General features: G+C 73.4%; 11 protein-coding genes. 10 read left to right on the forward strand and 1 reads right to left on the reverse strand.

Features of this window, described 5'->3' with window-relative positions; all coding sequences use genetic code 11:
- Nucleotides 1–24: 24 nt before the first annotated feature.
- From ABZ374_RS20035 to ABZ374_RS20075, 9 genes are all read left to right on the forward strand, one after another.
- The gene (locus tag ABZ374_RS20035; protein WP_360312797.1) at nt 25–1623 is read left to right on the forward strand and encodes a diaminobutyrate--2-oxoglutarate transaminase; all 1599 of its coding nucleotides are present in this window, start codon (nt 25–27) and stop codon (nt 1621–1623) included.
- Nucleotides 1620–3170 carry an aspartate aminotransferase family protein gene (locus ABZ374_RS20040; protein ID WP_360312799.1) on the forward strand — a complete coding sequence of 517 codons (1551 nt, stop codon included), beginning with the start codon at nt 1620–1622 and terminating at the stop codon, nt 3168–3170. Before ABZ374_RS20035 ends, ABZ374_RS20040 begins: the two co-directional genes overlap by 4 nt.
- Before the next feature lie 151 nt (nt 3171–3321).
- Complete coding sequence (locus ABZ374_RS20045) at nt 3322–5091, forward strand: IucA/IucC family protein (RefSeq protein ID WP_360312800.1); 1770 nt, start codon at nt 3322–3324, stop codon at nt 5089–5091.
- A 27-nt stretch (nt 5092–5118) separates the two neighbouring features.
- Nucleotides 5119–5814, forward strand: a complete 696-nt coding sequence (locus ABZ374_RS20050; protein ID WP_360312802.1) for a GNAT family N-acetyltransferase — start codon at nt 5119–5121, stop codon at nt 5812–5814.
- Nucleotides 5811–7283 carry a lysine N(6)-hydroxylase/L-ornithine N(5)-oxygenase family protein gene (locus ABZ374_RS20055; protein ID WP_360312804.1) on the forward strand — a complete coding sequence of 491 codons (1473 nt, stop codon included), beginning with the start codon at nt 5811–5813 and terminating at the stop codon, nt 7281–7283. The genes ABZ374_RS20050 and ABZ374_RS20055 overlap by 4 nt, the downstream gene beginning before the upstream one ends.
- A 79-nt stretch (nt 7284–7362) precedes the next feature.
- Nucleotides 7363–9072, forward strand: a complete 1710-nt coding sequence (locus ABZ374_RS20060) for an IucA/IucC family siderophore biosynthesis protein (protein WP_360312958.1) — start codon at nt 7363–7365, stop codon at nt 9070–9072.
- A gap of 87 nt (nt 9073–9159) precedes the next feature.
- On the forward strand, nt 9160–10017 hold the full coding sequence (locus ABZ374_RS20065) for a carbon-nitrogen hydrolase family protein (RefSeq protein WP_360312806.1): 858 nt from the start codon (nt 9160–9162) through the stop codon (nt 10015–10017).
- Between the two features lie 170 nt (nt 10018–10187).
- Nucleotides 10188–11162: an SGNH/GDSL hydrolase family protein gene (locus tag ABZ374_RS20070; protein ID WP_360312808.1), complete on the forward strand. Its 975-nt coding sequence runs from the start codon at nt 10188–10190 to the stop codon at nt 11160–11162.
- 116 nt (nt 11163–11278) lie between these two features.
- Nucleotides 11279–13339: an ATP-dependent DNA helicase gene (locus ABZ374_RS20075; protein WP_360312810.1), complete on the forward strand. Its 2061-nt coding sequence runs from the start codon at nt 11279–11281 to the stop codon at nt 13337–13339.
- Between the two features lie 113 nt (nt 13340–13452).
- Here the strand turns inward: ABZ374_RS20075 and lexA are convergent, their stop codons facing one another.
- Entirely contained in the window at nt 13453–14109 is a 657-nt protein-coding gene (lexA, locus tag ABZ374_RS20080; RefSeq protein ID WP_360312960.1) for a transcriptional repressor LexA, read from the reverse strand.
- Between the two features lie 681 nt (nt 14110–14790).
- Here lexA and nrdR point away from each other — a divergent pair.
- Entirely contained in the window at nt 14791–15285 is a 495-nt protein-coding gene (gene nrdR, locus ABZ374_RS20085) for a transcriptional regulator NrdR (protein WP_360312812.1), read from the forward strand.
- The last annotated feature ends 59 nt before the right edge of the window (nt 15286–15344 follow it).

Here is a 15344-nt window from a genome sequence, read left to right on the forward strand (position 1 = left end):
CGCCCTCGTGGAGGTGCCGCAGTCATGACCGCCGCCCTGACCAGGCCGGACGACCGCTCCGGCATCGAGGACCCGGCGCCGGGCGCGCCGCCCGCCGATACCGCCGCGGCGGGCACGTCCGCGCCGGCCGGCACGCCGCCGGATCCCGCCTCGGCGGACGCGGCGTTCGTGCGTCCGGCGACCGGGGACACCGCTTCGCCGGCCACCACTTCCGGGCAGGCCGGGCGAATCGGTCATCAGCGCATCGGGCCGCCGCCCGCCGACGGGCCGGGCATCCTGCGTCGACAGGCCGCCCGCGAGTCGTCGGCGCGCACCTACGCGCGCTCGTTGCCGATCGTGCCGGTGCGGGCCCGGGGGATGACCGTCGAGGGGGCCGACGGCCGGCGCTACCTCGACTGCCTCTCCGGCGCCGGCACGCTCGCGCTCGGCCACAACCACCCCGTGGTGCTCGCGGCGATCCGCGCCGTGTTGGACACCGGCGCGCCGCTGCACGTGCTCGATCTGGCCACCCCGGTCAAGGACCGCTTCGTCGAGGAACTGTTCGCCACGCTGCCGCCGGAGTTGGCGCGCAACGGCCGGATCCAGTTCTGCGGGCCGGCCGGCACCGACGCGGTGGAGGCGGCGCTGAAGCTGGTCCGGACCGCGACCGGACGGCGTGGGGTGGTCGCGTTCACCGGCGCCTACCACGGGATGACCGCGGGCGCGTTGGCGGTCAGCGGCGACACCGCGATTCGCGACGCGATGGGCGCGGGCACCGGGGACACCGTGCGGCTGCCGTTCCCGCAGCACTATCGCTGCCCGTTCGGCACCGGCGGCGCCGAGGGCGAGCGGGTGGCCGCGCATTACGCGCGCACGCTCCTGGAGGACCCGAACGGCGGGGTGCCGGCGCCGGCCGGGATGATCGTGGAGCCCGTGCAGGGCGAGGGCGGGGTGTTGCCGGCGCCGGACGGCTGGCTGCGCGAGATGCGCCGGCTGACCGCGGAGCGCGGCATCGCGTTGATCGCCGACGAGGTACAGACCGGCCTGGGTCGGACCGGTGCGATGTGGGGCGTGGACCACGCCGGGGTGGTGCCGGACGTGATGGTCGTCTCCAAGGCGATCGGCGGCAGCCTGCCGCTCGCGGTGGTGGTCTATCGCGCCGAACTGGACCACTGGTGGCCCGGCGCGCACGCGGGCACCTTCCGCGGCAACCAGCTCGCGATGGCGGCCGGCACCGCGACGATCGCCTTCGTGCGCGAGCACCGGCTGCACGAGCGGGCGGCCCGGTTGGGGGCTCGGCTCGTGGGCGCGCTGCGCGACCTGATGCCCGGTCAGCCGGCGATCGGCGACGTGCGCGGGCGGGGGTTGATGCTCGGCGTGGAGATCGTCGTGCCGGACGCCGCCGCCGACGGGTGCGGGGCCCGGCCCGCGGCGCCCGCGTTGGCCCGCGCGGTGCGCCGCGAGGCGCTGGCTCGGGGGCTGATCGTCGAGTTGGGCGGGCGGCACGACAGCGTGGTGCGGCTGCTGCCGCCGCTGACGATGACCGACGTGCAGGCGGACGCGGTGTTGGAGCGGCTGGCGGAGGCGATCGAGGCGGCCCGGACCGGGCAGCGGACCTCGCCCGCCGGATCGGAGTCGGCGTGAGCGGCGCGCGGCCCGTCGGGCATCCGGTCGGGGCCGCGCTGGCGGGCGGGGTCGCGGGCGCCGACGCGCTGCGCACGCTGGTCGAGGTCGCGCTGGCCGCGCTCGCGGACGGCGCGGGCGCGCGGGGCGGCGCGCTGCCGGCGGGCGGTCCGGTCGCGGTCGCGGCCGAGGTGGCCCGGGTGCTGGGCGCGGGCGCGGTGGGTGCGGTACCGGCTCCGCGTGGGTCGGGCGCGGTGGGCCCGGGTGCGCTGCCGGCGGTCGGCGTGGGTGAGTTCGCCGCGCTGGGCGAGTTGTCCGCGCTGCTGGCGTGGGGGGCCGCGGATCCGGCCGATCCGTTCTGTGCGGGGCATCTGCACTGCCCGCCGCTGGCCGTCGCGGTGGCCGCGGATCTGATCGCCGGTGCGCTCAATCCCTCGCTCGACTCGTGGGACCAGGCCCCGGCGGCGAGTGCGCTGGAGCTGGAGGTGGTCGCCGCGCTCGCGGGTCTGGTCGGCTTCGCGCCGAAGGCGGCGGGCGGCACCATCACCAGCGGCGGCACCGAATCCAACCTGATGGGCCTGCTGTTGGCGCGGGACGCGGTGGGTCCTGGGGTGGGTCGGCGGCGGGTCCTGTGTTCGCAGGCCGCGCACTTTTCCATCCGCCGCTGTGCGGGCCTGCTCGGTCTGGGGGAGGACGCCGTGGTCACCGTGCCGGCGGGTGCCGATCATCGGATGGACCCGTCGGCGCTGGCCGCGGCCGGCCGCCGGGTGCTGGCCGGCAACGACCGGATCGCGGCGATCGTGGCCACCGCGGGCACCACCGACCTGGGGGCGATCGATCCGCTGCCGGCGATCGCCTCGGTGGCCCGCGAGTTGGGCGCTTGGCTGCATGTGGACGCGGCCTACGGCGGCGGCGCGCTGTTCTCGGAGCGGCTCGCGCCGCTGTTGACCGGATTGTCCCGGGCCCATTCGGTGGGCCTGGATCTGCACAAGCTGGGCTGGCAGCCGGTCGCCGCCGGGGTCTTCCTGGTCCGCGACGCGGCACTGCTGGCCCCGCTCGCGCAGCGGGCCGCCTACCTGAATCCGGACGACGACGAACAGGCCGGCTACTTCAGCCTGTTGGGCAACTCGCCGCGCACCACCCGGCGGGCGGACGTGTTCAAGATCGCGGTCACCCTGCGGGCGCTGGGCCGGGCCGGGTTGGGCGAGTTGGTGGAGCGCTGCCACGACCTGGCCCGGTTCGCGGCGCGGTCGGTGCGCGCCCATCCGCGCCTGGAGTTGGCCGCGGAGCCGGTCCTCACCTCGGTGGTGTTCCGCTATCTCCCCGAGCGCCACGACGGGCCGGGCCCGGTGGCCGCGGCCGAGACGGACCGGGTCAACGCCGCGTTGCGCCGTCGCCTGCTGCACGAGGGGCGCGCGGTGGTGGGCCGGACCGAACTGGGCGAGGGTCCGGGCTCGGTCCGGCTCAAGCTCACCCTGCTCAACCCGAACACCACCGCGGCGGATGTGGCGGCCCTGCTGGAGGCAGTGGTCGAGGCGGGGCGCACGGAGAGCGCGCCGCCCTGCTGACGCTCCGTCAACAACGATCCGTTCCGCGCGCCTCGCACGTTTGCGAGCAACACCGACAAACAATCGATACGGGTCGAAACCTCCATATCCCGAGAGCAACCTCATCCACGGGCATCGACCACCGGGTCGATCGACACCACACGGAGCAGCGATGACCATCGCGGGTCCCGACCCGTCCGCCGTGCGGACGGATCCCGAAGCGGACCACCTCGACGCGCCGCAGGCCCGGCGCGCCGCCGACGGGGCCACGGTCGAGTGCCTGCTCCGCTGCTGGGTGCGCGAACGGGCGCTGCCCAGGCCGCAGTCGAGCATGCTGAGCATCGAGTTGCCCGCGATCGGGCGCACGATCACCGTGCCCGTGCGCTATTGGTCGCCGGCCGGCTGGCATCGCTTCGGCGCCCCGCATCTGGTCGACGAGGGGCCGTTGAACGCGGTCACGCTGGCGCTGCTGCTGGGCGACGAGGCGAGCGCGAGCGGCACCCCGGCGGCCGGTGAGGCGTGCGGGGACACCGCGATCCGGGTCGCCGACTCGGTCACCCACACCGAGCGCTACATCGCCCATCGCCGGGCGCACCCCGAGGACCCGCCCGGGACGACGCCGTTCCTGGCCACCGAGCAATCGCTGGTCCTGGGCCACCCGATGCATCCCACGCCCAAGAGCCGCGACCGGCTCGATCCGGACGAGGACGCCGCGTGGTCGCCCGAGTTGCGCGGCTCCTTCGCGCTGCACTGGTTCGCCGCGGACGCCGACCTGGTCGCGCAGGACAGTGCGCTGGAGCGCGAGGCCGCCGACGTGCTGGCCGAGTTCGCGGGCGAGTTGCGCGCGCCGGAGGGAACCGTGCTGGTGCCCGCCCATCCGTGGCAGGCCCGGGACCTGCCCGGGCGGGCGCACCTGCGGGCGCTGTTCGAGTCGGGCCGGCTGCGCGCGCTGGGCCCCGCCGGCGCCCCCTGGCATCCCACCTCCTCGGTGCGCACCGTCTATCGACCCGACGCCCAGGTGATGCTCAAGCTCTCGTTGGGCCTGCGGATCACCAACTCGCGCCGGGAGAACCTGCCCAAGGAACTGCTGCGCGGGATCGAGGTGCACCGCCTGCTGCGTTCCGGCCTGGAGCACGAACTGCGTCTCGCGCACCCCGAGTTCGACATCGTCCGGGACCCGGCCTGGCTCTCGGTCGCGCCGCCGGAGCCGTTCCCGCGCCAGGACCGTCCTGCCGCCGGCCTGGAACTGGTGCTGCGGGCGAACCCGTTCGGGCCCCGGCAGCGGGTGTCGTGCGTGGCCGCGCTGGTGGCCGAGCGACCCGGGATCGGCCCCTCGCGGCTGGCCCGATACGTGCACGCGCTGGCCGAGCGCGGCGAGCGCAGCCTGGCCTCGGTCGCCGAGGAGTGGTTCGAGCGCTACCTGGCGGTGGTGGCCGAGCCGGTGTTGTGGCTGGACCGGCACGCGGGCGTGGCCCTGGAGGCGCACCACCAGAACACCCTGGTCCTGCTGGACGCGGACGGCTGGCCCGTGGGCGGACGTTACCGGGACAACCAGGGCTACTACTTCCGCGCCTCGCGCGCCGCCGACCTGGCCCGGCGGCTGCCCGCGGCCGGGGTGGCCAGCGACACCCTCGTCGCGGACGAGATCGCCGACGAGCGGCTGGCCTACTACCTGGGCGTGAACAACCTGCTCGGCCTGATCGGCGCGTTCGGCGCGCAGGGCCTGATCGAGGAGTCGGTGCTGCTGGCCCGGCTGCGCACGCTGCTCGCGGCGCACGCGCCCACCTGCGGCGCGGCGCGTTCGCTGCTCACCGATCCCCGGCCGCGCTGCAAGGCCAACCTGATGACCCGACTGCACGGTCTGGACGAACTCGTCGGTCCCGTGGCGACCCAGTCGATCTACGTGCACATCCGCAACCCGCTCGCCGACGCCCCCGCGTAGCCCGGTCCCAGGAGGTCCCGTCCCCGTATGAGCCCGTCATTCCTGTCGTCGCCCGCCGAAGCCCGGCGGCACGACCTCGCCGAGGCCCCGACCGTGCGTCTGACCAACACGCGCCGAAACACCGGGACCCTGGGCGCGGGGCCGGCCGGCCCGCTCGCCGAGGCGGCGCGCTGGGGAGCGGTCCTGCTCCCGGCGGGCCGGTTCTCGCTGCACGAGATCCACACCAAGCGCGACCTGCCGCTGCTGCACGCGTGGATGAACGACCCCGACATCGCCCGCTGGTGGGAGCTGGCGGGGGACGAGGAGGTGGTGCGCCGACACCTGGCGACCCGGGCCGTGCGTACGCAGACCAACGCCTACCTGGGCTGCCTGGACGACGAACCGATCAGCTACTGGGAGTTGTATCGCGCCGACCTGGACGACCTGGCCCGGTACTACCCGGCCCGCCCGCACGACGTGGGGATCCACCTGCTGGTCGGGCCGGCCGCGTGGCGCGGGCGCGGGATCGGCTCGCTGCTGCTGCGCGCGGTCACCGAACTGGTGTTGCGCGCGGCCCCCGACACGATGCGGGTGGTGGCCGAGCCCGACGTGCGCAACGAGGCGTCGCTGGCGGCCTTCGCCCGGGCCGGGTTCGCCCGCCTGGGCGATGTCGAACTCCCGGACAAGCGGGCCGCGTTGATGATGCGCGGACGCGCCGCCCGGGATTCGGGTGCCCGGCGGTGATCGAACGTCTGCCCGCGCCGCGCCGGGCGGCCGACCCCGGGACGGTGGTGTACGACCTGGTGGGGGTGGGCATCGGGCCGTTCAACCTGGCGCTCGCCGCGCTGGCCGACCGGGTCGAGCCGCTGCGCACGCTGTTCCTGGACCGGGCCCCCTCCTTCAGTTGGCATCCGGGGCTGCTCCTGGACGGCACCACCCTCCAGGTGCCGTTCCTGGCCGACCTGGTCACCCTGGTCGACCCGACCAATCCATGGTCGTTCCTGGCCTATCTGCGCGCGCACGACCGGTTGTTCCCGTTCTACTTCGCCGAGCGGCTGCATGTGCCGCGACGCGAGTACGACCACTACTGCCGGTGGGTCGCCGAGGCGCTGCCGGCCTGTCGGTTCGGCAGCGACGTCGGGTCGGTGTCCTGGGAGGGCGACCTGTACCGGGTCGAGTTCGCCGACGTGCGGACCGGCGAGCGGCACCACGTGCACGCCCGGCACGTGGTGCTGGGCATCGGCACCGAACCGGTGGTGCCGGAGCCGTTCGCGGGCCTGCTCGGCAACAACGTCCTGCACGCGGCCCGCTACCTCGACCACCGCGCGGATCTGACCGACGCCCGCGACGTCACGGTGCTGGGCTCGGGGCAGTCCGGCGCGGAGGTCTTCCTGGACCTGCTGCGCCGGCGCACCGGCCCGAGCCGGCGGCTGACCTGGCTGACCCGCTCGCCCGCGTTCGCCCCGATGGAATACTCCAAACTCGGCCTGGAGCACTTCACGCCCGACTACACGCGCTACTTCCACGCGCTGCCCGAACCGGTCCGCGACCGCCTGTTGCCCGAGCAGTGGCAGCTCTACAAGGCGATCAGCGCGGACACCATCGCCGCCATCCACGACGAGCTCTACGAGCGGGGCATCGCGGGCGGGCGGGTGCGCGCGACGCTGATGCCCGACGTCACGGTGACCGCCGCGCGCATCACCCGCGAGGGTGTGGAACTGGGCTGCCGACACGGCGAACAGGACCGCGCCTTCACCGTGCGCACCGACCGGGTGGTGCTGGCCACAGGGTACGCGCAGCGACATCCCGCGCTGTTGGACCCGATGCGGGACCTGATCGCGCGCGACGACGCCGGCCGGCCACTGATCGACGTGGATCACCGGGTCGTGCTCGCCGAGCACGTCACCGGCGGGCTGTACACGCAAAACGCCGAGCTGCACACGCACGGCGTGGGCACCCCCGATCTGGGCCTGGGCGCGCACCGGGCCGCGACCATTCTCAACTCCGTGTGCGGCGACGCGGTCTACCGACTGCCGATCCGTACCGCGTTCACCACGTTCGGCCTGGCCGCGGGCGACACCGAGCCCGCGCGTCGACCGCAGCGAGTGGGCGCGACCGACCCCGCAGAGGTACGCAATGTCGCAGTCGAACCCGGCAGCGGAGCCCATCGAGGCCGAACTGCCGCACCAGGGCGCCCGACACGCCGAACCTGAGCCCGCCTCCCGGGTCCCCGGCGCGCGGCCCGGCGCGCCCGCCGACGACCCGAACGTGTGGCGACGGGTCAACCGGGAGATGATCGCCAAGTCGCTCGCCGAGTTCGCCTACGAGGAACTGCTGACCCCGCTCGCCGACGGCGACACCTACACCGTGGACGTCGCGGGCGATGTGCACTACCGCTTCCGGGCCCGGCGCGGCGCCTACGAGGCGTGGCACGTGGATCCCGCGTCGGTGGTGCGCGAGTGGGAGGGCGGCACCGACCCGGCCGAGGACATGCTCCAGTTCCTGCTGGACGCACACACCGTGATCGGCCTCAGCGGCGACACCGCGGGCCACCTGGTGCGCGAATTGACCGCGACGCTGGCCGCCGACGCGGCCATCGCGGGCGGCGCGGCGGACGCGGCGACGCTGGCCGACCTGGGCTACGCCGAGCTGGAGGGGCATCAAACCGGCCATCCGTGGATCGTGCCGAACAAGGGCCGGGTCGGTTTCTCGGCGAGCGACGCGGGCCGCTACGCGCCGGAGGCGCGGCGGGCGCTGCGGCTGCCGTGGATCGCGGTGCATCGGGACCTGGCGGCCTATCGGGCGGTGCCGGGCCTGAGCGAAGCACGGTTGTACGACGAGGAATTGGACCCGGCGACCATCGAGGGCTTCTGTCGGGTGCCGGCCGCCCGCGGGCTGGAGCCGGACGACTTCCTGTGGTTGCCGGTGCATCCGTGGCAGTGGGACGAGACGATCGCGACGCTGTTCGCGCCGGAGATCGCCGCCGGACGCATTCTGCCGCTGGGCGAGGCCGAGGACCGGCATCTCGCGCAGCAGTCGGTGCGTACCTTCGTGAACCTGGACCGGCCCGCGCGGCGCACCGTCAAACTCCCGCTGTCGGTGCTGAACACGCTGGTGTGGCGCGGCCTGCCCAGCGAGCGCACGCTGGCCGCGCCCGCGGTCACCGACTGGGTGATCGGTCTGCGCGACGCGGACCCGTTCCTGCGCGACGAGTGCCGGGTGATCATGCTGGGCGAGACCGCGTCGGTGACCGTGCGCCACCCGGTGCTGGAGGAACTGCCGGGCGTGCCCTACCAGTACCGCGAACTGCTCGGCGCGATCTGGCGCGAACCGCTGGCCCCGCGGCTGGATCCGGGCGAACGCGCCCGTACCCTCGCCTCGCTGCTGCACGTGGATCCGGCCGGCCGGCCGTTCGTCGTCGAACTGGTCGAACGCTCGGGACTGGCTCCCCGGGTGTGGTTGCGCCGACTCTTCCACGCCCTGCTCCCGCCGCTGTTGCACTGTCTGTACCGCTACGGCCTGGTGTTCTCCCCACACGGCGAGAACACGATCGTGGTCTTCGACGAGCACGACGTCCCGGTCCGGCTGGCGATCAAGGACTTCGTCGACGACGTCAACATCAGCGACCAACCGCTGCCCGAACTCGCCGACCTGCCCGCCGAGGTCGCGGCGGTGTTGCTGCGGGAGCGGCCCGACTACCTGTGCCAGTTCATCCACGCCGCGCTGCTGGTGGGCCACCACCGCTATCTGGCCGATCTGGCGGTGGTACACCTGGGCATCCCGCAGCAGGGCTTCTGGGCGCTGGTGCGCGAGGAGATCCTGGACCACCAGCGGGCGTTCCCCGAACTCCAGGACCGGTACGCGCTGTTCGACCTGCTCACGCCGCGGATCGACCGACTGTGCCTGAACCGCAATCGGCTGCTTCTGGACGGCTACCGGGACCGCCCCACCCGCCCGCACGTGAGCGCGCACGGGAGTGTGCCCAACGCGTTGTGCGGGTGATCCGGACGCCGAGCCCGGCCAGGGTCGCGAACAACCTGTCCGGTTTGCCGATGGTGTGATCCCCATCACGATGCCAGAATGCGGCGGGTGACCGACGTCGCCGAAAACGCGAGGCAACCGCTGAGGGTCGCCGCCGCACAGGCCCAGGCGCGGCCGGGCGACATCCCCGCGAATGTCGCCACGGCCGCGCAACTCGTGCGCTTCGCATCCTCGGCCGGCGCCGACGTGGTGGTGTTGCCGGAGCTGTTCCTGTCGGGGTATGACCTCGATCTGTTCCGGCCGGACGTGAAACCGTGCGACATCGTGCCCGGCGACACCCGGCTCGGCGAACTCCAGGCCGCCTGCTACGCGACGCGCACGGTCGCGGTGGTCGGCGCCGCGGTGCGCCGCGGCGGCGCGCGGACCATCTCGCTCGTGGTGGTCGGCCGGGACGGCGACGCGCACGTGGCGTACGACCGACAACACCTGTGGCACGAGGAACGCGAGCTGTTCCGCCCGGGCGACCACGGCTGCACCATCGAGATCGCCGGCTGGCGACTGGGCCTGGGCAGCGCCTACGACGTGAGTTTTCCCGAACACGTGCGCGCGGCCGTGCACGACGGCTGCGACGCCTACCTGTGCCCGGGGGTGTACACCCGCGGCGACAGCGAGCATCGCCGCGACCTGTACTTCGCCGCCCGAGCGCTGGAGAACACCTGCTACACGGTGGTCGCCAACCACATCGGCGACACCGGGCCGGGCCCGGCGTGCGGACGCAGCGGGGTCTACGGCCCGGACGGGCGGGTGGTGATCGAGGCCGACGGGGAACGGGTGGACGTGGTCGCCGCGACCTTCCAGGACATCGAGATCGACGCCGCCCGCGAGTGCCTGACCATGCTGGAGGACCTGCCGGGGTCGCGGCGCGCTCGGCCGGGGGAGCGCCGCGAGACGATCAAGCTCGACTGAGACCGCGGCGGCGGATCGCGGTGGCGCCACGTGCCCACCGGCGCCCGAGTGACCCGATTCGATCCGGGGCCGTCGGTGCTGGAATCCACGTGCGGGAGCGCCTAGTCTCGCCGGACACCATGACCTACCGGCGGGTAACGGCGGAAGGCGACGACGAGGGGGGAGCGCACATGCGCACAACTCGCAGGGCGATCGCGGGACTGGCCGCACTGACGGCGCTTGTCGCGCTGTCCGCGTGCTCGGACGACTCCGACGGCTCGGACACCTCCGCCGACCGCAAGAGCGGTGCGCCGAGCGCGCCCGCCGCCCCCGGCGGCGACAAGGGTGCCGCGGCGAACCCCAAGGCACTGCCGGCCGCGGCGAGCGGGGCCACCTTCGTCGCGCTCGGCGACTCGTACGCGGCGGGCGTGCAGATACCGGTGATCGTGCCCACCGCGCCGCCCGGCTGCAGCCGCTCGGAGAGCAACTACGCGCACCTGGTCGCCAAGCAGCACAACATCGCCGGCCTCGTCGACGCCACCTGCGGCGGTGCCCGCACGCCGGACATGAGCGCCGGCCAGCAGACCAAGGGCTCGCCGCCGCCGCAGTTCGACGCGCTGCGCCCGGACACCGCGCTGGTCACCCTGGGCATCGGCGGCAACGACATCGGCTTCTCCGAGATCATCACCACCTGCCTGCTGCAAAGCCGCAGCACCACCTCCACCCAACCGTGCACCGACAAGTACACGGCGGGCGGCGGCGACGAGTTGGCCCAGCGCATCGCCGCGACCGGGCCGAAGGTCGCCGCCACCATCGCCGGCATCAAGGAGCGCTCGCCCAAGGCCCGGATCCTGGTCGTCGGCTACCCCACGATCCTGCCGGAGAGCGGCCCCGGCTGCCCCGCCCAGGTGCCGGTCGCCGAGGGCGACCTGCCCTACCTGCGCAAGGTGGTGCCCGCGCTGAACGACATGCTCGGCAAGGAGGCGGCCAAGCAGGGCGCGGAATACGTGGACACCTACACCGGCTCGGCCGGCCACGACGTGTGCCGTCCGGTGGGCACCAAGTGGGTCGAGGGGATCAAGCCGGAGTCGCCCGCCGCCCCGGTGCACCCCAACGCGCTCGGCCAGGAGGCCCTGGCCAAGGCGGTGCTCGCCAAGCTCGGCTGATCGAGGACCGATCCACGGGCCGCGCGACCGGGTGGGAGAAAGCACTCGGGGAGAAGCCGGGCGAAGCGGGCCGCGCGGTCAAGGATGTCGGACGGAGCATCTAGGCTTGTCGCCCGATGAGCGACTCCGACCGTCCCGCGTTGACCGAACTCCTGCACGCCGCCGTTGCCGCCGTCGGCGGAGCGGAGCGGCCCGGACAAGTGTCCATGGCCGAGGCCGTCTCCGGCGCGGTCGCCCGCGCCGAACACCTCCTGGTCCAGGCGGGCACCGGCACCGGCAAATCCCTGGCCTATCTGGTGCCGGCGCTGGCCGCGCGCCGCAAGGTCGTGGTGGCCACCGCGACGCTGGCGCTGCAGCGGCAACTGGTGGAGCGCGACCTGCCGCGCACCGTCGAGGCGCTGCGCCCGCTGCTGCGCCGCTCGCCGACGTTCGCCACGCTCAAGGGCCGAGGCAACTACCTGTGCCTGCACCGGCTGCACGACGGGCCGCCGGACGAGGGCGAGGTGCTCTTCGACCCGGCGCCCACGAGCAAGCTGGGGCAGGACGTGGTCCGGCTGCGGGACTGGGCCGACGAGACCGAGACCGGCGACCGGGACGACCTGAGCCCGGGCGTCAACGACCGGGCCTGGGCCCAGGTGTCGGTGTCCTCGCGCGAGTGCCTGGGCGCCTCGCGCTGCCCGTACGGCGACGACTGCTTCGCCGAGGCCGCGCGCGAGCAGGCCAAGCAGGCCGACATCGTGATCACCAACCACGCGCTGCTCGCGATCGACGCGTTGGAGGACGCGCCGGTGTTGCCCGAGCACGAATTGCTGATCGTGGACGAGGCGCACGAGTTCGCGAGCCGGGCCACCGGGGTGGCCACCGCCGAGCTGAGCCTGAGCGCGGTGGACCGCGCCGCGCGCCGTGCGGGCAAGCTGGCCAACGAGAGCGCGGTGGACAATCTGGACGCCGCGTCGGAGGCGTTCAAGAAGACCATGGAGGGGCGCGAGTCCGGTCGGCTGCGCGAGCTGGATCCGGACCTGGGCTGGACGGTGTCCGCGCTGCGCGACGCGAGCCGCGGGGTGATCACCTCGCTCGGCGAGGTTCGGGACAAGTCGCTGAGCAACGAGGACGCGGCCCGCCGCCAGGCGCTGGCCGGCGTCGAGAACATCCACGACACGTGCGAGCGCATCCTCAAGGGCTCGCCGCACGACGTGATCTGGCTGGAGCGCAGCGAGCGCACCGGCGCGTCGCTGCGGGTGGCCCCGATCGCGATGGCCGGGCTGCTGCGCGAGGCGCTGTTCGGCGACCGCACGGTGGTGCTCACCTCGGCCACGCTCAAGCTCGGCGGCGACTTCCGCGGGGTCGCCGGCAGCCTGGGGCTGACCGCCGAGGGCCTGCTCACCGACGAGCCCGCACCGGTGCCCACCGAGGTGGCGGTGACCGTGGACGCGGGCGACGCGGGCGAGGAGCCCGACGACGAGGCGGATCCGGACACCGACGCGGCGCTCGCGCAGTGGCGCGCGTTGGACGTGGGCTCGCCGTTCGACTATCCGCGCCAGGGCATTCTCTACGTGGCCCGACACCTGCCGCCGCCCGGCCGGGACGGGATGAGCGCGGACACCCTGGCCGAGCTGGCCGAGCTGATCGAGGCGGCCGGCGGGCGGGCGCTGGGCCTGTTCTCCTCGCGGCGCGGCGCGGAGGCGGCCACCGAGGCGCTGCGCGAGCGGCTGGAGCTGCCGATCCTGTGCCAGGGCGACGACTCGCTGGCGGAGTTGTTGCGTCGCTTCGCGGCCGAGCCGCGTACCTGCCTGTTCGGCACCCTGTCGTTGTGGCAGGGCGTGGACGTGCCGGGGCCGGCCTGCCAGTTGGTGATCATGGACCGGATCCCGTTCCCGCGCCCCGACGACCCGCTGATGAGCGCGCGGGCGCAGTCGGTGCAGGAGAACGGCGGCAACGGCTTCATGGCGGTCTCCGCCACGCACGCCGCGCTGTTGATGGCGCAGGGCGCCGGGCGGCTGATCCGGGCGATGGACGACCGGGGGGTGGTGGCGGTGCTCGATCCGCGCCTGGCCACCGCCCGCTACGGCGGATTCTTCCGGGCCTCGATGCCGCCGCTGTGGTACACCGAGGACCGCAATCAGGTGCGCCGTTCGCTGGCCGCGATCGACCGGGACGGCCGGGGCGAGCCGAGCTGAACCACTACCGCCGCCCCGGGCGTCGGCGTGCCGCGCACGTGACACGGGCGGTGCCGCGGCGGGATCTCGCCGTAGCACCGCCCGTGGCCGGTATGTCGCCGTCCCCGCTCATCTCAGACCCGTCGCATGACGGCCACCACGCGACCCAGGATGGTCGCCTCGTCTCCCGGGATGGGCTCGTAGGCGGGGTTGTGCGGCATCAGCCAGCGGTGCCCGTCACGGTGGCGCAGGCGCTTGACGGTGGCCTCGCCCTCGATCATCGCCGCGACGATGTCGCCGTTCTCGGCGACCGGCTGGCGGCGCACCGCGACGTAGTCCCCGTCCATGATCGCGGCCTCGATCATCGAGTCGCCGCTCACCTTGAGCAGGAACACGTCACCGTCGCCGACGAGCTGGCGCGGCAGCGGGAACACGTCCTCGATGGACTGCTCGGCCAGGATCGGGCCACCGGCCGCGATCCGGCCGACCACCGGCACGTAGGACGCGGCCTGCGAGCCGCGTTCGGCGTGCGGACCGGCCGGCGCGAGCGGTCGGCCGCCGTCCGGCGAGCGCACCTCGTAGGCGCGCGGGCGGTGCGGATCACGGCGCAAATAGCCCTTGCGTTCGAGGGCCATCAGTTGATGCGCGACGGAAGATGTGCTGGAGAGGCCGACCGCCTCGCCGATCTCCCGCATGCTCGGCGGATATCCGCGGCTCTCCACGGAGGTGCGGATCACTTCGAGGACGCGTGTCTGGCGCGGCGTCAGCCCCCCCGCCGGACGTCGCGTCACACCCCCCTGGACCTGCGCGTTCTCGGTGCCCGGGGCGGGTGCCGGGGGCGGCACGGTGTTGCTGTGCGGGTGTTTCGCGGGGAGGGTTTCGGTGCGGATTCCGGGGTGGATGGCTCCGGTGGCTTCTCCGGTCACGGCTGGCCCTTTCGACGGATTGCTCGCACGTGGAGAACGGTAGTCGGGTTCGAAAGGTTGCGCCAAACACACGTTCGAGTGAATTTAGGCCAATCCAGTGGCGATCATTCGGTTCCCGCTGTAGTAATCGTACATACATTCGAATTCGGTGGGGAAAAGCCATCGTTTCCGGCGCCCGAAATGTCGCATCCGGGGTCGGTGAGCCGCGACACGCGGCCGGGCGAGTCAATTTTCCGCCACCGGCGGGCGGTGACCTGCGGGGATGACGAGAGGTCACCGAAGGCTCTCCGAGTGTCTGCGAGTCGGCTTGCAGCGCTCGGGGTCGCGGTCTACCGTAGCCACTACATCTTGTGGTCGAGGGCGTTGAAAGAACCCACAAGTTGTGGTTGCCGTATATACCATATTCCCGGAGCGCACCGGACGGGCCCCTTCGGGGCGGCCCGCGGGGCGAGGGCGCGGCAACGACCGGCACGCTTCGCCATACCGCGCGCGGCACGCACGGGCAACACGTACGACCTGCGTCTCATCGAGGGGGAGAGGAACCGCATGCACTGCCCCTTCTGTCGACGAGCGGACAGCCGCGTCGTGGACAGCCGGACCACCGACGACGGCGCCGCGATCAGGCGCCGGCGCTCGTGTCCGGACTGCGGACGGCGATTCACCACGATCGAGACCGCCTCGCTCACGGTGATCAAGCGCAGCGGCGTCACCGAACCCTTCAGCCGGGACAAGGTCATCGCCGGCGTGCGCAAGGCCTGCCAGGGTCGCCCGGTCACCGGCGACGCGCTGGCCCTGCTCGGTCAACGGGTCGAGGAGGCGGTGCGGGCCACCGGGTGTGCCGAGTTGACCACCCACGACGTGGGCCTGACGATATTGGGCCCGCTGCGGGAGCTCGACGAGGTCGCCTATCTGCGGTTCGCGTCCGTGTACCGGGCCTTCGAGTCCCTGGAGGACTTCGAGGCCGAGGTCGCCCTGTTGCGCGCCGGCCGCGCGGAGTCGGCGGAGCCCGTGGACGTGGCGGACAGTCCCGCCTCGGACTGACCGCGGATCACCAGAAATCAATTCGGTAGCACACGAACGACGGACCACCCGACCGGTCG

Source organism: Embleya sp. NPDC005971, assembly GCF_040629175.1.
In the GTDB taxonomy this organism is placed as follows: domain Bacteria; phylum Actinomycetota; class Actinomycetes; order Streptomycetales; family Streptomycetaceae; genus Embleya.

Bases quoted from the DNA above. Each gene is read 5' to 3' on its own strand.
- ABZ374_RS20035 (WP_360312797.1), top strand. From the start codon at position 25: ATGACCGCCGCCCTGACCAGGCCGGACGACCGCTCCGGCATCGAGGAC.
- ABZ374_RS20045 (WP_360312800.1), top strand. From the start codon at position 3,322: ATGACCATCGCGGGTCCCGACCCGTCCGCCGTGCGGACGGATCCCGAA.
- ABZ374_RS20050 (WP_360312802.1), top strand. From the start codon at position 5,119: ATGAGCCCGTCATTCCTGTCGTCGCCCGCCGAAGCCCGGCGGCACGAC.
- ABZ374_RS20060 (WP_360312958.1), top strand. From the start codon at position 7,363: ATGATCGCCAAGTCGCTCGCCGAGTTCGCCTACGAGGAACTGCTGACC.
- ABZ374_RS20070 (WP_360312808.1), top strand. From the start codon at position 10,188: ATGCGCACAACTCGCAGGGCGATCGCGGGACTGGCCGCACTGACGGCG.
- ABZ374_RS20075 (WP_360312810.1), top strand. From the start codon at position 11,279: ATGAGCGACTCCGACCGTCCCGCGTTGACCGAACTCCTGCACGCCGCC.
- nrdR (WP_360312812.1), top strand. From the start codon at position 14,791: ATGCACTGCCCCTTCTGTCGACGAGCGGACAGCCGCGTCGTGGACAGC.